This is a genomic window from Variovorax sp. PvP013, assembly GCF_050435945.1.
GTDB lineage: Bacteria > Pseudomonadota > Gammaproteobacteria > Burkholderiales > Burkholderiaceae_C > Variovorax.
In genome coordinates this window covers 93,363-112,060 of the sequence record NZ_JBNDLF010000006.1, presented here as the reverse complement: position 1 = coordinate 112,060, position 18,698 = coordinate 93,363, and the positions used below count along the sequence as shown (strand labels likewise).

The following is an 18,698-nucleotide window of genomic DNA, read 5'->3' as shown; positions in this document are numbered from 1 at the left end:
TAACAAGGAGTTCAGGTTGACTGTCCATGATCCGCGACATGGAGCATCTGTATCACTGGGGTTGGGACTGCGTCTGCGCGGCCGACCCGATTCCGTAAGGAGGATTCAGAGCCATCGTGATCTGCAAGTCGCTGGTGAGCGGACACATCCCGCAGTCCCTTGTTGACGGGCTGGTGCATGAAACGGTCGAGCAGTCACTTCGTCGCGCCAGAGAAGTGGCCGTGAATTGGATTCATGAGCACAGGTATGGCCTTCAAAATTCGCATTGAACGAAATTCGACCGGAGAGGCCCGTGTGGACGCGCCACGGATGCCATCGCTCCATCGGATGATCGGTTTTCGATCGCCCAATGGTTGATGCATGCATCCCCTGCGAGTCCGCGTCAGCCGATGAATCGACGACACGAACAGACGGCTGCAACGAGAAATGGCCCCTGAGGGCCATTCGTCGTTCGGATTCGGTCTGCTTCGACGATCACTTGCCGTCGCGATCCGAATCCCCGGGCACCGCCCGTTCAACCTTGTCACTCAAACGATTCCAAGCGTCGCGACTGGCGTGCTTGGCTCGTTCCCACTCCAGGGAAGACTTGCCCTTCGCGCTGTTCCAATCCCGCCCCAGATCCTGCTCGACCTCGTCGAACTTCTTGTCGGGATGTCGCGAGAACGCGTTGACACCATAGCCATAGGCGGGGCCGTAATCGTCGTAGGTGGAGCCACTTCCCACATACGAGCGGCTCGAATAGTTGTCTTTCCAATAAGCATCTTCGGCCACCGGATCGGCCGACACCGACTTGCCGGCCAATGCACCGGCAACGACGCCCACGGCGGCCCCAACGAGCGCACCGACGGGGCCGGTCATGCCACCGATCGCAGCACCCGCGGCCGCGCCTCCGGCCACGCCTCCGACGGCGCCTCCCACGGCCGCACCCACACCGGTTGCGGTTCCGTCGCTCACCTTCTTGGTACCGTCAGCATTGGTCATGTTGGACATTGCGAGTCTCCTGAATTGTTAAGGGAAGACGCACCTTCTGCTTGCTGGCCGCCATCGAAGCAGGCATGCATCCGACATGGCGGAGGGCAGGCAGATGAACGAAACGTAAGGTCCGGCCTACACAGCGCCGAGTCAGTGTTCACCTTCATTTTGATCTTGTCCTTGGTCATCCATTGCAGTCATGCATCCGGCATCGTGTCCTTGTGTGTCCGGTTTTCATTGACAAGCCTCGACCCATCGGCACCATCGAGAAGGCCGGGACATGTCCCGCGGGATGTCGATGGACGCAGGACGATGCGCGCGACCGAATGCGGGCGTCCAAAGCGGGCATTCGGTCACATAGAGGGCGGTTCCGATCGACTCAAGTCAGCGAATGCCAACATGGTTGTCCTTGACGATCGCATTGCATTCATCTGCGGATCAATGAACCATCGGCTGACTCGATTCGCCATCACAACCACGACCGCACAATCCCATGCAATCTCTCAACCGCCAGCACACAGGCAGTGTCCCCAACACCAGCATGGTCCGATCCGACGCGACGGGCTGCACCATCGACGGTTCGCGGCGCTCGCTGATACGCGGCGCGGTCCTGTTCGCGATGTACGCAGGCAGCGGGCTGGGTCTGTCGGCCTGCGGGGGTGGCGGAAGTGATGACGTTGGGGGTGACACCGGCAGGCCGCCGGAGGGATCGAACACGGTCTTCAAGCACGGCGTGGCCAGTGGCGACCCACTCGCCGATCGGGTGATTCTCTGGACCCGGGTGACTCCCACGGCACCTGGCAGCCTCAACGTCGCCTGGGAGGTGAGCAGCGATGAGAATTTCGGGGTGATCATCGCCCGGGGCACAGCAAGCACCGGCCCCGAGCGTGACCACACGGTGAAAGTGGATGCGACAGGCCTGCGACCCGCCAGCGTCTACTTCTATCGCTTCACCGTCGGCAACGACCGGTCCCCGACGGGCCGTACGAAGACATTGCCGGTCGGCGGGGTGTCGCAAGGCAAACTGGCCGTGGTGTCGTGCGCCAATTTTCCCGGCGGGTACTTCAACGTCTACGCCGAGATCGCCAAGCGCACCGATCTCGATCTGGTGCTCCATCTGGGCGACTACATCTACGAGTTCGGTCCGCTGGGCTATGCATCGCAATTGGCCATCGCGCTCGATCGTGTGTCGACACCGGATCATGAGATTCTCACGTTGCAGGACTACCGTTTGCGCCACGCTCAGTACCGCACCGATGAAGACCTGCGTTCGATGCATGCCAGATGGCCGATCATTGCTGTCTGGGATGACCATGACCTGGCGGACAACGCATGGTCGGGTGGTGCCGGCAATCACGACGAGTCGACCGAAGGCAGTTTTGCGGCACGGCGTGCCGCCGCCGTGCAGGCCTACCACGAGTGGTTGCCCACGCGACTGCCCGATCCCGCCAATCCTTTGCAGATCTATCGCTCCTTCGATATCGGCACGCTGGCTTCGCTGCACATGCTCGACACGCGGCTCATCGGCCGGGACAAGCAGCTCGGACTGGATCAGTACCTTGATGGTGAGGCGGCCTCGCCTGCCCGGGAGCTGCTGGGTCCGGCACAGATGAACTGGTTGTCCGCGCGCATGACCGCATCGACTGCCACCTGGCAGGTGCTCGGACAGCAGGTGCTCATGATGCGCATGGCGGTGCCGCTGAGTGTGGCCAGTGCCATCACCCTGGAGACGCTCGGCGCGTACCTTCTCGCGCTGTCTACGCCCGAAGGCGCGCGCAGCGACAGTCAGAAGGCCCTCGTCGCCCAGCCCAAGGCGCCCTACAACATGGATGCCTGGGATGGCTATCCTGCAGCACGCGAGACCGTGCTGGCGCTGGCACTCAATCAAGGCAAAAATCTCATCTCCCTGGCGGGGGATACGCACAACGCCTGGGCCGGCAACCTGACCGATGCGACCGGTCGACGCGCGGGGGTCGAATTCGCCACGCCATCAGTGTCCTCGCCGGGTTTCGAGCGCTTGCTGCCGTTGATCGCCAACGATGTGCTGGCGGACGCTTTCCGACGCATGGTCGATGATTTGCGCTATACAGAAACCAGCAAGCGTGGTTATGTGCTGCTCACCTTGACCCCGAGCGAGGCGCGCAGCGAATACATCGAGGTGAGCACCGTGCTCAGCCGTGACTACTCAGCCAAAGTGGCGACCGCGCTGCGTGTCCTTCCAGGCCCGGGCAATCTCCAAGTACTTGCCAGCTGATCCAAGCGGTGCCTGCTCGATGAACGTCGTTTGCACATGGGAAAGCCACGTTCTTCAAACAGCTTAAACATGGCATTGCGTGAGGGTGCAAGGCTGCGCAGGCAGCCAACTGGGTTGTGCCAAAGCAGCCAAAGCCTTGACCGCAGCATTTTCTTCCATCATTCAATTTTTATCGAAATATAGATTCAAGACAGGAGGCCGACCGCAAGCGCTCTTGCCTCCATCGGGATGCCACGCGGATCCACCCGCTTCGACAAGTCGTCCCCGCGCTAGCGACGCTTGCTGTACCGGTCGACCCGACCGTTTACCTAGGTCGACGATCGGTCATTCCGACGTCGACCGGTCAGACAGCATTTGCAGGGACTCGCCGACGGTGGGTTCTTCGCCGGTAGTTGCCCAATGTCGTGGTCCTCGTGTCGATGATCGCGATGGTGGGTCCGACCACGAAGACCACCAGCGACAGGAGCGCGGCCAGCAGCAGGTTGATGTTGAACAACCACTTGATGCCCTTGGTCACGCCGCTGACCGCCGAGGCGATGAACAGCGTCGTGGTCACCGCGATATGACCAGCTGCGAGGACTCGCTGATTGGAAGCCCGAACGGGTTGATGAGCCTTTGGCCCTCTCGCGCCTTCAATCAAACATTCGCGGGTCGAACGCGAAAGGGTCACGCACGACCGTCAAGACGATCGAGCCATAGGCCGGATGGGATGGGTTGAGAAGCAGGTTAAGCTCGTCGGGCTCGACGGCCGAAGGCACCCACAATCCCAGTCCCGACCCCGACCTTCGCCAAGCAACCCCCACATCCTGGGTCAGGGTCGGCTGATCGATCCAGTCGAGCGGCAACACCGTGCCCAAGTCCGCCAGCGTCTGCAGCGGGGCGCCTGCGGGCAGCTGCAACGCCAGCATGATCAGGTTGATCGGTGTCACACCATTGCAGTGCACCCGTTTTTCCAGCTGGCAAATGGCGCGCGACCCCCCGGCATACACCACGGGCAAGCCATCGGGCGCAGTGAGGTGCCAGCGCCCTGCTTCGAGCGTCGATCCATGGCTGAGGTCTTGCAGTGTGCGGGCTCTGTTCGTACCGATGCGGTAGACGGTGCACGTCAAACCACACCCCCGTGCTCGATCGCATTGAGGATCTGCCGCACCTTGACGCCGCCATATTCATTCGATGCCGCATCCAGCGGCGTGCGGCCTTCCAGCAGGGGATGTGCCTTGGTCATCCACATGCCTGCCCCGTCGCCGAACACCTCGGCAGCTTTCACCATGAGTTCCGACTGGCGCACCAGCCGCTCGGTGACTGCGGCATCGAGTGTGTCGTCCTTGTTTTTCCTCGACAGCGTGGAGGGCGATAAACGCAGGCCCCCATAGAAACCCTGTTTGGGCAGATTCGCCACCTGCAACCAGTCCTCGACCGCTTGCACCTTGAGCCCATGGTGGGCCACGAAGGCAGCGGCCTGTGTATCGAGCCGGGAGCTGGTACCGACCATGCGGAAGATGTGCACCGCAGCACCGGTGGCGTCCACCATGTTGGTCTGCACCACCTCCGAGATGCCCCGCGCCAGTGTTTGCGAAAAAGTGTCCTGTGTTCCGGACTTCTTCTTTGTGCCGGCCGCGGCGCCCACGTCACGGTGGGCGGTGCCGTTGCTGGCCTTGCGACTTGGAACGATGTGAGTGGATGCCATGGCATCAACTTAGCATGTTTTGCATTTTCATGCCATGGGCATTGCAAATGCAATGTTTTCCGATGTGTGCCCCTTCACCATATCCGGGTAGCGCCAACGTTCTGTGCGTGCGGCATCGGTGGGGGGGACGCGCTCGTTCAGCAATGTGACAATCTACTCAGTCAACAGGTCCCTGGCCGGGCCACCGTTGAAACCGATCTTGATGGTCGACTGGTTCTAAACGCCTGCAACCGAACCTCGGCTTGTTGCACCACCGAGCTTGGCACAGGTCGTCAGCTGTCATCCGAGTCCATCGTCAAAGCCGAGGTAACTTGCCGTGCACGAGACCCCAAGGGCGTGCTCGTTCCCACCCTGGTGGCGGCCAGGCACCGCAGGGAGCTTCTTGATCGGGGCATGCCAAAAACCTGCTGCCTTTCGTCCACGGTGTCGACCCGCCAGCGTTTGATGCCTCGTTATTGGCGTGCGAGCAGGTGGACCACGGTTGTCCGAGCCTTCCAGCAATCCTTGCTGCTCGAGCACACGCTGGATGGCAAGTGTCTTGCTCACAGCAAGCCTGCGGTGATGCGGGGCGGGATCCGGTGCCATGCCATGACGTGGCGACATTCACGCAGCTTGAACAACCCATCAAACGGTCATCGAAGCGCGGCTTCTGGAAGCAGCCTGGCAAGAGGGTGTGTCCAGTCCGCAATCAGAATCCGCTTGGGCGCACCGCATGGCGAAACCGTGGTCGATGGGGATTCTGCCCGAGTGCCAGTGCAGCCAACCGGCCATCCGGTCACGAATCAAATTCCGCACGCAGTCGCAGGATGTGTTCACCCGCGCTCGGAGTTCCGCGCGTGCTGAGCGCACGCTCGCCATCGATGCGCACTGGCACGCACATGGTGTGCACCTCGGCGCTGTCACCACACCGCACGGTCTGCAGCCTGTTGAGCAGGCCGAAAGCCTCGCTCTTCAGAAGAACTCGGCCAGTCGGGCACCTCGGTGCACCCCAAACATCAACGGGCCGCAAACGTCCAAGCGAGTGGGCGCCGGGCTGATGTGCCAGTTCGGCCGCCATCAGCCGCTTGATGTCGTCGCGCTTGGCGAACGCATCGCGCGCGTCATAGCCGGCCAGCGCCGGCAGTGGCAAGGTGTGCGCCAACTGCGCCAGCGGCATCATCGCCAGCGCCAGATAGCCGTCGCTCGTGGCGTAGATGCCGTAGGGCGCGACGACGTAGGCGTTGGCGTTGCGGAAGTCCGCGCGCGCGGGCGGGCGCTGGCCGTCGTTGAGGTGCGTGGTGAGCAGTTCGAACTGCAGGTCGACCAGCACTTCGAGCAGGCTGGTCTGCACGTGGGCGCCCTTGCTCGTGATGCCGCGCCGCACCAACGCGGCCAGGATGCCTGCCGTGAGCGCCTGACCGGCCAGCAAGTCGGCGATCGACAGGCCCAGCGGCACCGGGCCGTCACCCTTGTGGCCGTTGAGCCAGGTCACGCCCGAAAGCGACTGCGCGAGCAGGTCCTGGCCCGGCAGGTCGACCCACGGGCCGGACTCGCCATAGCCGTAGATACCGCCGTACACCAGCCACGGGTTGATCGACCGCACATCCTCATACCCCAGGCCCAGACGCTCGATCACGCCGAGACGGAAGTTCTGGATCAGCACGTCGGCGCGTGCGATCAGGCGCTCGAGCGCAGCCAGGTCGCCCGGGTCCTTGAGGTCGATCGCCAAGCTCTCCTTGTTGCGGTTGATGGCGTGAAACAGCGTGGAATCTCCGCCGATGTCGGTGTCCTTGAGATAGAGCGCACGGCAGATGTCGCCCGCCCCGCGATGGAACTGAACTGCCGAACACCCGCAGCCTGAGCTTGTTCACCACGATGTGGCGCGTCCTGCCTTCGATTTTTTCGTTGGTGCTGGCCGGCCTGGTGCCCATGAGGTCGCCGAGCAAGGCAAGACGCTGCGGGCGCACTGAACGCACTTGCTCATTCCTGGACACTGCCTGCCCAGGGCTGCATGAAACCGACCCGGAGAATGAGAGGCCGTGGAGTCGCGAGACCGCTATCCTCGTCAGCTTGGGTTATGCCGAGCCGTATCACCAGACCGGCCTTGCCTGAGTTGACCGGCAATTTCTCCACCTCACCCGGCCTTTCTATGCCCATCGATGGCTTCGACACTCGTTTCACAGATCTGCTGCCCACCGCCGTGCTGGTGGTGCGCGAAGGCATCCTGCGCTATCTGAACCCTGCGGCACGGCGCCTGCTGGAGATTGACCCGGCAGTGCCCGGCGCCAGCGACCACCTGATGGACTACGTGCACGAGCTGGACAAGGCGCGTGCACGTCACAGGCTGTCCGCCATGGAGAACTCGGCCCCCGACGCTCCGATAGCGAAAGAGGCGTCCGAATTCCGCGTGGTCACCGCCCGGCGGAAGCTGCGCATCGTGATGACCAACAGCGCTGCCATCGCGCTGGCCGATGGACCCGCTGTCGTCATCACCGCTGAGGACATGACACACCAGAGCCAGATGGAAGACCAACTGCGCGAGAGCGAGCGCGAGTTCCGGCGCCTTTTCGAGAATCTGCAGGATGTCTACTACCGCACCGACGCGCTGGGCGTGGTGCAGAAGGTCGGCCCCGGCGTCTGCAAGGTTCTGGGCTACGAGCCCTGCGAGATCGAAGGCCAGGACGCGGCGTTCTACTACCCGCAGAGCAAGGACCGCGAGGCACTCAAACAGGCCATCGCCGCCTACGGTGAGGTGTCGGACTTCCCCGGCCAGATGGTGCGCCGCGATGGCCAGGTCATCGATATCTCGATCAGCAGCCACGCGTTGTTCGACGCGCAAGGCCGGTTCGCCGGCGTCGAGGGGGTGTGGCGCGACGTTACACAGCGCAAAAACATGGAGCGCGAACTCTACCGGCTGGCGACCACCGATACCCTGACCGGCATCGCCAATCGGCGCAATTTTCTGGACCGTGCCCGGCAGTTCTTCGACGATGCAGCCCGGCAACAAGCGCCGATGTGCCTGCTGATGTTGGACCTGGACCACTTCAAGAGCGTCAACGACCGGCATGGTCACCTGCAAGGCGACCAGGTCTTGGTCCGCTTCGCGCAGACGGTCGCTGCCCTGCTGAACGACGACACGATCTTCGGGCGGCTGGGCGGCGAGGAATTCGGCATCGGCCTGCCCGCCACGCCCGGGGACGCAGCATCGATGGCGCAGCAGCTGCAGGCGAAGGTACGCCTGCTGCGCTTCTCCGACGGTTGGGGCGGCCACTACGGCATCACCACCAGCATCGGGATGGCCTGCGCGCAGCCGGGCGACCAGCGCTTCGATAGCCTGCTCGAGAACGCCGACCGCGCGCTCTACGCGGCCAAGCGCGCCGGCCGCGACTGCATCGTCGCGGACAACGGCGGGATGCTGAACGGGTGAGCGTTAGCAGCGCCCTTCCTCAGTGGTAAAGCGGCCAAGGCGCATCCTGCAGCAGCTGCTCCATCTGGTCCGAGAACGGAGCCTGAACCCCCACCGCCAGGGCTAGGCGGCCATCGAAGTCGACGTCGTAGCCCTGGTACGCAAGGTGCGCTGGTTCGACGGGATCTTCAAACAACCAGATGAACCCCACGCTCGCTGTCTCGAGTGTGCCCATGTCCAGTTCAGCGCCCTGCTCGCGCCGGAGCACATACATGCGCCGCGCTTGGCACACCGGCTCGAATGGATTTCATGGCAGCTCGGCGGCGATCCATGGCTACCGGCGCTGGTGGGCATGAAACGGCTGAGTGCCACGGCCACGAAGAATCTCGATTCGACCTAGCAGGCCCTGTTCGCATGAACGCGCCTTCGACTTTGCGTGAAGCCCTGTCGTGCGTGTCTGGGAAAGAATGTGTGCTCACGCCCGGTGTTTTGCCGTCGAAAAATCCAACCTGATGCGACTTCGAGGTCGCAGCACTGCATGTCCACGGTGCAAAGCTGAGCCTATCGAAGGCCCGCTTGCCGATGTTGTTGTGTGGGTGGCATGCCTCGGCAGCACGCCCCATCAAGCTCAAGCTCAACACCCAGCCGGGCTGGGACGAACCTCTCTTCTTGCGCGCCGGCTGGGACGTGCATGTCAGCGAAGCGGCAAAGCACAGCCGCGCTGGCAGGGCGCACCACTCGAAAGCCTTTGGGAGCGAAACCTTTTCCCGGTTTCAAGCAATTCAGCCGGCATTGATCGCTGGCGGCAGCGTCTGCACATGCACTTCAAAGTCAGGCAATACTGGATGGCCACGTCACTGAAGACCGCAGGCCGGCCGGCGCGCACACTGGACACAGCTTGCCACTGAAGCTCGGGATTAAGCCAGATCATCAGCGAGCCGCGACGCTTGAGTGAAGCGTTGTAGGCCGGCCAATTTGTTGTGGGGTATCGCGCTCGAGGGGAGTTTGCTCATCTCCTTACGCTACCAAGGTCACATGCTCGGCAGGATCCTTGCCAAGGAGTAATGCAACAACGCCCCCCGCATGCCCACCGAACGCCTGCCTGCCCTGGGTCACGATGGCAATGGCTGTGTCGTGGTCTGCAAAACGCTGGGTTTTCCGGCCATCTCCCGCAGGGACAGCCGGTACGACATGGTCCGCTACCAGCTCAGCACTGGCGAGGAGCTCGCGCCCACGGGCGAGCCGCAGACCTGTCGCACCGCCGACGGCAAGATCGTCCTGACGCTCATCGTGAACCGAGCATCGACGCATATCATCAAGTTTGCTGAACGCGTCGGACCGGTTTTCAGCACTTGATTCATCATGGGCCGTCAGGCTAAGCCGAAGTTTCTGATGGGGACGGCGACTTACATCTCAGCGAGATTGCGCTGCATGACGATGTTTCGCCTGCAGTGCCTGACCAGCGTCGTGCGCCGGGGAAGTCAAGTCACTCTTCGGTTCGATAAGACCTTGAATCGGCCCCCGCTGCGGCTCACAACGGTTCAGGAAACAGGCTCAGGCGCTTTTCCTGCTTTCTATGGCACGGTGGATGTCGGAGGTTGCATGATGTAAGCCATCACACAGCACCTCCACCGTCTGATTGATTTTCTGTTCGGAACAGTTTAAGTTTTTCGTATTACAGCGAGATCCCGACCGCCTCGCTGCTTGCGTTCCAAAAGAACGTCAGACCCTGCTAGAAGGAAGATGCATGTTGGCTCCCGCAAATCCTGAAGTGGCCGATTTGCTCGCTTGGCATCAGGTCACGGACGAATATGCCATTGCACTGGATGCGCTCCGGCGGGGTGAACCCACTGCACGCGTGCAGGTTCAAGCTCTTTATTTGAAGTTGCGCCGTCTCATGGATTTTGCTTCAGCTAAAACGAACTGAGGTCAATGGGCGGAAGAATGACTGAGGTCCATTAGATGCAAGTGATGCCATGATTGGACAGCCGGTCGAGCCCATGAGCGCATTGGCTTGTCTTTGACGATCAGAGGGGTTTTGAAGGTCCAAGGATAGGTTTTGGACGGATTGATTTCATGACCGGCGCTGCTTCCATGGCGCCAAGAGTTTTCAATGTCGAGGCCGCCAAGTATTGTGCGAGGTCGTGCTGAGCCTCACGCAGCCCACGTCGGGCGCGAGCCAGCATCTTGAGATCGGATCGGTCAGGTGGCCCATCCCTGCCACCGCACATGTAATCCCCCAGGCGTTCGATGAGCTCCTCGCGCGCGAGCTGCACGGCCATCTGGCATGCTGACACCCGGGCTTGAAGCTCGATTGCGTACGCCGCATCGATATCGTTCATGATCACCCATCAACGCTGTACGTCTTTTGTATTATTTCAGTGTCAAGGCGGGATGCGTAGGACAGGTAGGCCAATCGGCGTACACAAGCGAGTCGACGAAACGGGAGTCGGGCTGGTGCCCCTTTCGATGGGCAATGCCCCAGAGGCCTGAACTCTTCGTTCGCAACCCGACGCCAGCTGTCAAGATTGCTACCGGTAGTGGGATTGAGCCGGTGCATGGGCCCAAGGGAGTTGCACGTGCCGGCGCCACGCACGGTTGGATGGCAATGAACGCTCCAGCGTTTGACAGGGTTGCTTTGAAGTGGTGTTGGTGCCCGACACTGGCATTTCTCGGTCAAGCACTGTGCAGCCAGTGAGCATCCGGCCCACTCTTTCAAGCCTTCGCCGGCGCTCCAGGCGGTTGGCTAAGATGCATCGATGACCACTCAAGCGCCTCTGCCAGGAGCCTTCGCGAGGCGGCCGTCGTGACGTCGCTGCCCGAACCGCCCACGATCGGTGCCCAGCCGCGCGACTACGTCCTCGCCCTGGCGGCCGTCACCGCAGCCCTGGTACTGCGCTATCTCCTGAATCCGCTCCTGGGCCAGCAAGGCCCCTATCTCATCCTCTCTTTGGCGATCGTGGTCGCTGCGTTCGGAGGGGGTTTCGGCCCGGCGGTGTTGGCCACCGTCTTCAGTGTTTCCATCGGCACTTATTTCTTCATCGTGCGCGGCGCCGGCGTCGAGGGTTTCCTCCAGCGCGAGAACCTCAGCCGGACCGTGCTGTTCCTGGTCATCGGACTGAGCATCGGCGCGATCGGCGGGCGCCTGAGGACGTCACGTCATGCCTTGGCCCAGAGCGTGCGGCAGCTCCGCGCCAGCAACCGATCCAAAGACAACGCCATGGCCACGCTCGGCCACGAGATCCGCAACCCCCTGTCTGCGCTTCACACGGCGTGCGAGGTCCTCCAACGCACCCCGGACGACGCCAAGCGTGTGATCTGGGCCAGCGAGTTGATCGAGCGGCAGGTCCTGCAGATGACCCGCATGGCCAAGGACCTGGCCGATCTCTCGGGCGTCATGCGCGACGACCTGGTGCTCGAGCCGCACAGGGTCAACTTCCAGCAGGTGCTCGCCCAGGCCATCGAGCAGAGCGAGCCCCTGATGACCAAAAAAGGCATCGTCTGCACACGGACCTGGGCACGCTGCCCGTGGAGGTCATGGGCGATCCGACCCGGCTCGTCCAGGTCTTCGCCAACCTCCTGAACAACGCCGCCAAGTACACCGACCCGGGTGGCCGGATCGCGCTCACGCTGCGCAGCCTGCCCTCGCGCGAGGCGGTGGTCACCGTGAGCGACAACGGCACCGGTATGGATCCTGGCGCCATCGCCGAGCTGTTCGAGCCCTTCGTGCAAGCCCCCGGCGCCGCGTCCAACGCGGAAGGCGGGCTGGGGCTGGGCCTGGCCATCGTGACGAAGATCGTCCAGCGTCACGGCGGCCACGTAAAGGCCCAAAGCCCGGGACTGGGGCAAGGCAGCACGTTCACCACCACGCTTCCCCTGGGGCCACCCGATCCAACGATGGCCACGCATTGAGTGCCAGGCAGTCCGGCCCGGACGGTGTCCTGACTGGCAAGCGGTCGGAGACCGTCCGGATGGAAGTACCAAGTCTCAAGACAAACCCCCGACGAAAAGGCGCTCGTGGACACCTGCATGCTTGGTCCTGTGAATGCCGTTCCCATGTTGCTGGGGGTCGCAGCAACCGCTGTTCGGCACGCTGGTCCATGACATCGTCTTTGAACCGATGTCGAATCACAGCCTCCCGTCAGGCCTGTTCCGATCCACCCGCCGCTGGCACCGTCTTCGTCCATGCAGCTCACTCGGAAGACGCGTACCGAGCCAGATGCTCGTCGACACCGATCGATCCGCGCCGGGGCGCTTCGGGCCTGTCGTACAAGCCGTCGACGCTGATGGCGGTCATGCGTGCGTACGAGCGCGCCGCCACGGCTCCAAAGCCTAAAGACCTGAACTCCCTTTCCCAGTGCGCACGCGGCACCTGCTGCACGCTCACCGGCCGTCCTCGCAAGCGCGCAAAGACCTGGGCCACGTCCTGGGGGCTGCAGGGCCGGGGGCCTTCCACGTGGCACAGGCCCGTCTCGTCGCTCAGGAGCCAGCGGACAGCCTCGCGGCCCAGGTCGACCGGATCGACCATCGGAAAAGCCATGTCGGGGGGATACAGCGTGCGAAGGACGCCCGTGCGCGCCACGAGCGGCCACAAAGGATCCCAGTTGGTAAAGAGGTAGGCGGCCCGCACGATGGCCAGTGGGATCCGCTGGTGCCGCAATCCCTGCTCGAAGGCGTGCAGCGTGTTGAGATCGCCCAGGTACTGTCCGGGCTGTGCGCCATAAGTCGACAATGCCACCACCTTCTCCAGCCCCGAGTCCCCGAGAGCGACCAGGATCTGGAACGCCGTGCGACGCTCCTGCAAGTCCGTGTCGGTGGCCACGGGTGCGGGCGGGTTCAGGACGAAGGCACGCCGTCCGGTGCGAAAGACTGCCCGCAGGCGATCGACATCCTGGAGATCGGCCACGGCGACCTGCGCACCACGATGCGCCCAGGCCGCCGCCCGGGTGGCATCGCGCGTGACGACCGTGACAGGATGCCCCTGCGCGAGCAGGCACGCCGCCACGGCCGAGCCCACATGGCCGGTGGCACCCATGACGATGAACATGCGAGCCTCCCGGGTCTCAGCGGGACTGGTCGCGCTCCCACTGGGCTTCCGCATCGAGCCAGTCCTGCACGGCGTCACCGTCCGTGCCGCCGCGACGCTCGTAGGCGGCATAGGCGGCCTCGCGAATCCGGGCTTCCCGGCCGGTCGCTTGCGTCCCGGTGGACTCCTGCGGTGGTGGTTCAGGAGGCATCCCGGTGGCGAATTCAGGATGCTCGGCGGCAAGGGTTGCCGGCTTGGTGTCGGCGACAGGCGTGCTCTTCTTCGAAGGCATGGGTGGGTTTCTCCTCGGTCTCCGGCGGCAATGGCCGGGCGCGGAAATATAGCGAGTCGACCCGACGGTTGTCGATCCCTGAAACAACCAGGAGGCATCGCGACGCAGATGCGCCCTGCACGAGGGGCGTCGTCCGATCCGGATGCTCAGCGTCTCAGGCGTTGTTCAAGTCCCTGCATTCGAGGTGTTCGACGATCGCCGTCTCGATCCGGCACCTGACCAGCTTCGTCATGTCTTCGCTCTGCGAAGCTCGCAGAACCAGCGTGCAAAGCTCGGGCTGGCAAGATGTGCCGTCGACCGTGGCCTACCAGTATTCACGGTTGTCGCTCCTGACGGTGACGACCCGATGCATCTCCCAGCGCACCTGCTGCACAGCCTCGCGCAGCGCATCGCTTTCGTCGGGTGGACACGGCCCCGCCTGCATGGCCGTGTCGAACACCCGAGCCATGCCCTCGCTCCGACGGCCGATCGAACGCAGCTCGCGAAACACATCGCGCAAGTCGTCCAGCTCGGCAGCATTCTATTGGGGCGTGCGGGACAGATGGACCAGCGCCAGCGAGTGGATCCAGTTAGCGGGGCTGGTGCCCTGTGCCTGTGCGGCAGCCGCTAGCGCAATGCGCTCTGAAGCTTTGAGAACGCAGACCTGCTCGCCGCGCCCCGCTGAGGTGCAACGATGGCCTGGGCAAGTCTTGCACCGTGCAAGCCTTCTCGCCGCTTGTTCCTTCGATCGCAAGGGCAACCGGCCGGCGCAGTGCTGCGGCCGTGCCACCATCGATGGTCTGCGTCCAGTTCGCGAAGCAGCATCCTATGCCTCGGGCACATGGGTTGAGAGATGACGCTGGCCTTCTGCAGTGGATACGACTCGTCCTTTGCCAAATTGCTACCGCTCAACACGTGCAAAGCCGGCAGGTTGATCGATCCCACTCTCAGTGCTGCCTCGAGTTCATCGATGTCCGTGGCATAGGCCACCGGCCTGGCAATCCAACACACACGGTGGCCAGCATATCTGTCACCCGGCCACTCCGGGAATGGTTACAGTGTCGGTCGGGTGAGCCGCTGTTGCCAACGCGTTTGCCACATTGCTACCGCTCAACATATCCTGCACTCCTCTTTGATTGCATGAATCCACCACCTTCACGGTGTGGTCGATGGACCAGGGAACGGGAGGTCGGGGTGCCCAAGGCTTGCACGGTGCAAGCCTTGGGTCAGCCCTGCAAGGTGCCTGAGTCCGAACTCTGAATCACTGTTGCGGTCCAGCGCCGTGACATAACGCCAGTCCGCAGGTCTTGCACCGTGCAAGCCCCGCTGGCTAAGCGATCCGCACGATCCCCAGTTCGGCTGCCTCGACTTCCTCGACGCCCGTGGCACAAGCCACCAGCGCCAGACCACTGCGGGCGGCTATTCAGCCAACAGCTCGGCCGACCGGATCGAGGAAAACGACGCCAAATTTTCCAGCGCGGCGGTCGACGGCGACGTGACGAGCCGGCGCTTCAAGTCCTTCAACAGTGGCTGACCCTTCGTGCTGATCACGTCGCCGGCGGACGAGCGGCTGGCCGTCGCCGGCCAGGGTCCGGTGCCGGCCGGAATGCTGGATGTCCATGCGCTGGTGCTCGGCCGGAACATCGAGGCGGTCGAGGCCGTGCTCGACGATGGCGGGCCGATGCGGATGTTTCCGGCTATGCACCGCCCGGGCCTCTGGACCGCGACCCTCGCGCTCGGTCGACAGCGTGCACCGGATCGCCGTGCTGGCGCGGGTCGTAAGGCAGCCGGCCGGCATGGCGGCCGCTTGGCCGTGCGGCGACTGCACCTGGACGAGATCCGGTTTCACGTCACGCGGGAGTCCGACCGAGCGCGACCTTCGGCGAACACCACCCCTCGATCGGCGCTTGGCCACGACGCAGCCCCCTCGGTGCCCGGCTCGGACCAAACGCCAATTGCCGGCACCGGTGAATTCTCAGCCGCCGGTCGATCGATCGGGCCCGGTGGCTTCAGCAACATCCGCGAGATCGGCAGGCAGCGCGGAATGGGCGAGCGCATAGACCTCGCGTTCCGCGCCCGGCCGCGCACCCGCCGCGATCAGCGAGGCCTCGCCCAAGGCATCGACGGACAGCGTGCGCAATGCCGATGCGTCATAGCCGCAAACCACCACCACCCCGTCAGCGTAGCGGTCCGACAGGCCGCGGATGCGCTGCTCCTCGGTCACCGCCACACGCGGTGCCTCGTGTCGCAGCACGTGCAGTCCGGTGAGCCCGGGGATCACGGCAACGCGCCGACCCAGCTGCTCCAGATGGTCGAGCAACGCCGTCTCGGACCCCGGCCGAGGCACCAGCCGGATCGTCAGCGCATGGCGCGACGTCACGGCGCCCGAGCTCGACAGCACCCGGCACTGGCTGCGGACCATGTTGCGGTGGTGCGGCATCATGCGCACCGACCATTCGGATGGTGCGTTGAGGCGCCCCACGTAGGCGGGCGAGCCCAGGACGGCGTGATCGTCCAGCTCGTACAGCACAAAGACGCCTTCCGTTCCATCCGCGCTGGTCCAGCGGCTGGCGCGGCGGAAGCCGGGAATGCGCAGCCGTTCGGGAAAGTGTTCGTGCGCGTGCCAGTGCGCGAATTCCGGCATGGCCGTAGGCGCCATGTCCCACCACATGGCCAGCGCCGCTTGTCCGAGCAGAGCCATGGCTGCCTTATCGGCCGGCGCGCAACTGCGCCAGCTCGGCGGTGACCTGCTTGAAGACGGCCTCTCCGGCTTCCTTGCTGAACTTGTCGGTGACCGGCTGAACCTTCTGGCGCAGCCGGGCGATCTCCTCGGCACCGACCTCGTTGACCTGCATCGTCTTCCTGAGCGCCTCGACCGACTGCACCTCCTTCTGCAGCGTCAGGCGCCGCTCCTCCTGCTTGGCCTCGTCGGCGGCGGACCGGATGACCGCACGTTCGGCCTCGGACATCGCGTCCCAGGTCTTCTTGCTCATCAGGAATGGCATGCCGGTGTAGACGTGCCGGGTCAGCGAGAGGTACTTCTGCACTTCCGCGAACTTCGCCGACTCGATCACCGCGACCGGGTTGTCCTGGCCGTCGATGGCACGCGATTCGAGCGCGCCGTACACCTCGCCGAAGGTCATCGGCACCGGGTTCGCGCCCAGGGCCGTGAAGAGGTCGATGAAGATCGGCGAAGCGATCACGCGGACCTTCAGGCCTTGGATGTCCTCGTACTTCGTGATCGGGCGCTTGCTGTTGGTGATGTGACGGAAGCCCAAATCCCAGATGCCGAGTCCGATCGCGCCATGCGCCGCGAGGTCGTCGAGCATCCGGGTGCCGACCGGGCCGTCGGCCACGGCATAAGCCTCCTGCGCGCTGTTGAACAGGAACGGCAGGTCGAACACCATGAAGCGCTTGTCGATCGACGCGATGAGGCCGGTGGCCATCGACGTGAAGTCGAGCGTGCCACCGCGCACCGACGAAAGGTTCTGCGGGTCGCTGCCCAGCACCGCGTTGGGGTAGAGCGTCACCTTCATCTTGCCGCCGCTTTTCTGCGCCACGGCGTCGGCGAACCTTTGCGCCCCCAGGCCCAGCGGGTGGTCCTTGGCCAGGCTGAACGCGAACCGAAGGTTGCGTTCCCTGATGTCTTGGGCATGGGCGGCCGGCCCGAGCAGGGCCGTCGTGGCGGCCATGGCGAGAAGGATCCGCCGCGAGAGCGTGGTGCGAGTCATGTGGTCTCCTGATTCGGTCCGGGTCGACGCACGGCGAATCCGTGCAGCGGGCCGATCGTGACAGAATTTTGAAAGCCATTCAACTTTCGTAATCCCTTCGATTTTCTGATACCTTTCAGTTTTTGAAAGGAGGCACGCATGAGTGGCGCACTCGAGAAATCCCTCGCCATCCTCCAGTACCTGGTGGACCGCCCAGACGGGGTCGCACTGGTGCAGATCGCCACCGACCTGAACCAGCTGCGCAGCGGCTGCCATCGCGCGCTGCAGGAGCTCATCCGCTATGGCTACGTGCGCCAACTGCAGCGTGGCGACTACGCCCTGACCACACGCTTGGCTTCGATGGGCCTGAGCTTCCTGAGCAAATCCGGGGTCGTCGACATCGCGCAGCCGGTAATCCACCGGCTGGCCCAGGCCACCGAGGAACTGGTGCGTCTCGCCATCGTCGACGGCGAACGGCTCACGCTCGTGGCCAAGGCCCAGGGGTCGCGGTCCGGCCTGCTCTACGACCCGGACATGGGAATCGACCTGCGGCTGTCCTGCAGTGCCGCGGGGCAGGCGTGGCTGATGACGGTGCCCGAAGATGTCGCCATTGCGTACGTCACGCGCCAGGGCATGGGGCTGCCCGAACATCACGGCCCGAACGCACCCACCTCCATCAAGGCGCTGCTCAAGCTGCTGGAGGCGCATCGCCGACGCGGCTTCAGCATCGTTCAGGACGCCTACGCGCCCGGCATGAGTTCGATGGCCGCGCCGGTGCAGCGCCAAGGCGAGGCGGCGACGGGCGTGATCGTGGTGGCCGGGCCATCGTCGAGGCTCACGCTCGAAAGGATGCAGGGCTTCGGCCCGGCGACGCTCGAAGCCGCCGACGAACTCGCCATGACCGGCAGCGCCTCGCCGCTGTTGAAGTCGGCCAACCTCGGCACCTGGGGCAACGTCGCCGGCCAAGCGCCGTCCCGGCGCCAGCGCGCGTCGGAAGGCTGACGCACCGACATACCACGTCCCTCGGGCGACCGCTTCAGCCGACGCCATGGAAGCCCGGACGCGGCGTCGGCGTTTCAAGGCGAAGGACCAGCCTCTTCCGTGGCAAAGAGACCGCCAGCACCACGATGGCCACCGCGACCGCCACCATCACCAGGAAGGTCCGCTGGCGCCATCCCGCCAGTGCGGTCTGCATGCCGGTCTCGGCACTCGTCGCGCCCGCTTCCGGTCCCGTGCCCTGCAGCAGCCGGTGCAGCGGGGCCTCGAAAATCATCGAGCCGCCATCGGCGCGGCCTCGAAGGCCCGCGCCTGCGGACGGCAAGCTCGGCCTCGCCGCGGTCGTGGAACGGCTTCATCGCTCGTCCTGCGTCGATGTCGGCATCCGGGAGGGCTT

Annotated in this window: 20 protein-coding genes and 2 pseudogenes; 7 read left to right on the top strand and 15 right to left on the bottom strand. The window is 63.9% G+C overall.

What is annotated here, in order from left to right; all coding sequences use genetic code 11:
- Window positions 1-474: 474 nt before the first annotated feature.
- On the bottom strand, window positions 475-990 hold the full coding sequence (locus tag ABID77_RS16465) for a hypothetical protein (protein ID WP_429598082.1): 516 nt from the start codon (window positions 988-990) through the stop codon (window positions 475-477).
- Between the two features lie 475 nt (window positions 991-1,465).
- On the opposite strand from ABID77_RS16465, the gene ABID77_RS16460 reads away from it, so the two are divergent.
- The gene (locus ABID77_RS16460; protein ID WP_429598080.1) at window positions 1,466-3,226 is read left to right on the top strand and encodes an alkaline phosphatase D family protein; all 1,761 of its coding nucleotides are present in this window, start codon (window positions 1,466-1,468) and stop codon (window positions 3,224-3,226) included.
- 343 nt (window positions 3,227-3,569) lie between these two features.
- Here the strand turns inward: ABID77_RS16460 and ABID77_RS16455 are convergent, their stop codons facing one another.
- The 4 genes and pseudogenes from ABID77_RS16455 to ABID77_RS16440 all read right to left on the bottom strand — a co-directional run.
- On the bottom strand, window positions 3,570-3,782 hold the full coding sequence (locus tag ABID77_RS16455; protein ID WP_429598078.1) for a BCCT family transporter: 213 nt from the start codon (window positions 3,780-3,782) through the stop codon (window positions 3,570-3,572).
- 76 nt (window positions 3,783-3,858) lie between these two features.
- The gene (locus ABID77_RS16450) at window positions 3,859-4,335 is read right to left on the bottom strand and encodes an RES family NAD+ phosphorylase (RefSeq protein WP_429598076.1); all 477 of its coding nucleotides are present in this window, start codon (window positions 4,333-4,335) and stop codon (window positions 3,859-3,861) included.
- Window positions 4,332-4,913 carry an antitoxin Xre/MbcA/ParS toxin-binding domain-containing protein gene (locus tag ABID77_RS16445; RefSeq protein ID WP_429598074.1) on the bottom strand — a complete coding sequence of 194 codons (582 nt, stop codon included), beginning with the start codon at window positions 4,911-4,913 and terminating at the stop codon, window positions 4,332-4,334. The genes ABID77_RS16450 and ABID77_RS16445 overlap by 4 nt, the downstream gene beginning before the upstream one ends.
- A gap of 775 nt (window positions 4,914-5,688) precedes the next feature.
- Window positions 5,689-6,711 (bottom strand): annotated as a pseudogene (locus ABID77_RS16440) (CaiB/BaiF CoA transferase family protein); the annotation flags it as partial.
- Between the two features lie 285 nt (window positions 6,712-6,996).
- On the opposite strand from ABID77_RS16440, the gene ABID77_RS16435 reads away from it, so the two are divergent.
- Window positions 6,997-8,319 carry a sensor domain-containing diguanylate cyclase gene (locus tag ABID77_RS16435; RefSeq protein ID WP_429598072.1) on the top strand — a complete coding sequence of 441 codons (1,323 nt, stop codon included), beginning with the start codon at window positions 6,997-6,999 and terminating at the stop codon, window positions 8,317-8,319.
- Window positions 8,320-8,338: 19 nt separating this feature from the next.
- On the opposite strand, the gene ABID77_RS16430 is transcribed toward ABID77_RS16435, so the two are convergent.
- Together ABID77_RS16430 and ABID77_RS16425 are read right to left on the bottom strand one after the other, a co-directional pair.
- Window positions 8,339-8,572 (bottom strand): hypothetical protein, encoded by a 234-nt coding sequence (locus tag ABID77_RS16430; RefSeq protein ID WP_429598070.1) that lies wholly within the window; start codon window positions 8,570-8,572, stop codon window positions 8,339-8,341.
- A gap of 543 nt (window positions 8,573-9,115) precedes the next feature.
- Window positions 9,116-9,292: pseudogene (locus ABID77_RS16425) on the bottom strand (transposase); the annotation flags it as partial.
- A gap of 89 nt (window positions 9,293-9,381) precedes the next feature.
- Between ABID77_RS16425 and ABID77_RS16420 the strand changes: the two are divergent.
- Window positions 9,382-9,654: a hypothetical protein gene (locus ABID77_RS16420; protein WP_429598068.1), complete on the top strand. Its 273-nt coding sequence runs from the start codon at window positions 9,382-9,384 to the stop codon at window positions 9,652-9,654.
- 391 nt (window positions 9,655-10,045) lie between these two features.
- Window positions 10,046-10,225 carry a hypothetical protein gene (locus ABID77_RS16415; protein WP_429598066.1) on the top strand — a complete coding sequence of 60 codons (180 nt, stop codon included), beginning with the start codon at window positions 10,046-10,048 and terminating at the stop codon, window positions 10,223-10,225.
- Window positions 10,226-10,325: 100 nt separating this feature from the next.
- On the opposite strand, the gene ABID77_RS16410 is transcribed toward ABID77_RS16415, so the two are convergent.
- A complete protein-coding gene (locus ABID77_RS16410) occupies window positions 10,326-10,640 on the bottom strand; it encodes a hypothetical protein (protein WP_429598064.1) in 315 nt (104 codons plus the stop codon).
- A 464-nt stretch (window positions 10,641-11,104) separates the two neighbouring features.
- Between ABID77_RS16410 and ABID77_RS16405 the strand changes: the two genes are divergently transcribed.
- Together ABID77_RS16405 and ABID77_RS16400 are read left to right on the top strand one after the other, a co-directional pair.
- Entirely contained in the window at window positions 11,105-11,881 is a 777-nt protein-coding gene (locus tag ABID77_RS16405; RefSeq protein ID WP_429598062.1) for a sensor histidine kinase, read from the top strand.
- Complete coding sequence (locus ABID77_RS16400) at window positions 11,836-12,210, top strand: sensor histidine kinase (protein WP_429598060.1); 375 nt, start codon at window positions 11,836-11,838, stop codon at window positions 12,208-12,210. Before ABID77_RS16405 ends, ABID77_RS16400 begins: the two co-directional genes overlap by 46 nt.
- 280 nt (window positions 12,211-12,490) lie before the next feature.
- Here the strand turns inward: ABID77_RS16400 and ABID77_RS16395 are convergent, their stop codons facing one another.
- From ABID77_RS16395 to ABID77_RS16370, 6 genes are all read right to left on the bottom strand, one after another.
- A complete protein-coding gene (locus tag ABID77_RS16395) occupies window positions 12,491-13,345 on the bottom strand; it encodes an NAD(P)H-binding protein (protein ID WP_429598058.1) in 855 nt (284 codons plus the stop codon).
- Window positions 13,346-13,361: 16 nt separating this feature from the next.
- Window positions 13,362-13,616, bottom strand: coding sequence for a DUF2934 domain-containing protein (locus ABID77_RS16390; RefSeq protein WP_429598056.1), 255 nt, complete (start codon window positions 13,614-13,616; stop codon window positions 13,362-13,364).
- A 304-nt stretch (window positions 13,617-13,920) separates the two neighbouring features.
- Complete coding sequence (locus ABID77_RS16385) at window positions 13,921-14,115, bottom strand: hypothetical protein (RefSeq protein WP_429598054.1); 195 nt, start codon at window positions 14,113-14,115, stop codon at window positions 13,921-13,923.
- A 903-nt stretch (window positions 14,116-15,018) separates the two neighbouring features.
- Window positions 15,019-15,444 carry a hypothetical protein gene (locus tag ABID77_RS16380; RefSeq protein ID WP_429598052.1) on the bottom strand — a complete coding sequence of 142 codons (426 nt, stop codon included), beginning with the start codon at window positions 15,442-15,444 and terminating at the stop codon, window positions 15,019-15,021.
- A 126-nt stretch (window positions 15,445-15,570) separates the two neighbouring features.
- Complete coding sequence (locus ABID77_RS16375; protein ID WP_429598050.1) at window positions 15,571-16,296, bottom strand: hypothetical protein; 726 nt, start codon at window positions 16,294-16,296, stop codon at window positions 15,571-15,573.
- Window positions 16,297-16,303: 7 nt separating this feature from the next.
- Window positions 16,304-17,326, bottom strand: a complete 1,023-nt coding sequence (locus tag ABID77_RS16370) for a TRAP transporter substrate-binding protein (RefSeq protein ID WP_429598048.1) — start codon at window positions 17,324-17,326, stop codon at window positions 16,304-16,306.
- Window positions 17,327-17,464: 138 nt separating this feature from the next.
- On the opposite strand from ABID77_RS16370, the gene ABID77_RS16365 reads away from it, so the two are divergent.
- Window positions 17,465-18,307: an IclR family transcriptional regulator gene (locus ABID77_RS16365; protein WP_429598046.1), complete on the top strand. Its 843-nt coding sequence runs from the start codon at window positions 17,465-17,467 to the stop codon at window positions 18,305-18,307.
- Window positions 18,308-18,341: 34 nt separating this feature from the next.
- Here ABID77_RS16365 and ABID77_RS16360 read toward each other — a convergent pair whose 3' ends face one another.
- Window positions 18,342-18,626, bottom strand: a complete 285-nt coding sequence (locus ABID77_RS16360; protein ID WP_429598044.1) for a hypothetical protein — start codon at window positions 18,624-18,626, stop codon at window positions 18,342-18,344.
- Between the last annotated feature and the right edge of the window lie 72 nt (window positions 18,627-18,698).

Excerpts from the sequence above, each read along its gene's own strand:
- ABID77_RS16400 (WP_429598060.1), top strand. The coding sequence starts at position 11,836 with ATGGGCGATCCGACCCGGCTCGTCCAGGTCTTCGCCAACCTCCTGAAC.
- ABID77_RS16415 (WP_429598066.1), top strand. The coding sequence starts at position 10,046 with ATGTTGGCTCCCGCAAATCCTGAAGTGGCCGATTTGCTCGCTTGGCAT.
- ABID77_RS16390 (WP_429598056.1), bottom strand. The coding sequence starts at position 13,616 with ATGCCTTCGAAGAAGAGCACGCCTGTCGCCGACACCAAGCCGGCAACC.
- ABID77_RS16430 (WP_429598070.1), bottom strand. The coding sequence starts at position 8,572 with ATGTATGTGCTCCGGCGCGAGCAGGGCGCTGAACTGGACATGGGCACA.
- ABID77_RS16395 (WP_429598058.1), bottom strand. The coding sequence starts at position 13,345 with ATGTTCATCGTCATGGGTGCCACCGGCCATGTGGGCTCGGCCGTGGCG.
- ABID77_RS16420 (WP_429598068.1), top strand. The coding sequence starts at position 9,382 with ATGCCCACCGAACGCCTGCCTGCCCTGGGTCACGATGGCAATGGCTGT.
- ABID77_RS16375 (WP_429598050.1), bottom strand. The coding sequence starts at position 16,296 with ATGGCTCTGCTCGGACAAGCGGCGCTGGCCATGTGGTGGGACATGGCG.
- ABID77_RS16370 (WP_429598048.1), bottom strand. The coding sequence starts at position 17,326 with ATGACTCGCACCACGCTCTCGCGGCGGATCCTTCTCGCCATGGCCGCC.
- ABID77_RS16410 (WP_429598064.1), bottom strand. The coding sequence starts at position 10,640 with ATGAACGATATCGATGCGGCGTACGCAATCGAGCTTCAAGCCCGGGTG.
- ABID77_RS16445 (WP_429598074.1), bottom strand. The coding sequence starts at position 4,913 with ATGGCATCCACTCACATCGTTCCAAGTCGCAAGGCCAGCAACGGCACC.
- ABID77_RS16365 (WP_429598046.1), top strand. The coding sequence starts at position 17,465 with ATGAGTGGCGCACTCGAGAAATCCCTCGCCATCCTCCAGTACCTGGTG.
- ABID77_RS16460 (WP_429598080.1), top strand. The coding sequence starts at position 1,466 with ATGCAATCTCTCAACCGCCAGCACACAGGCAGTGTCCCCAACACCAGC.
- ABID77_RS16465 (WP_429598082.1), bottom strand. The coding sequence starts at position 990 with ATGTCCAACATGACCAATGCTGACGGTACCAAGAAGGTGAGCGACGGA.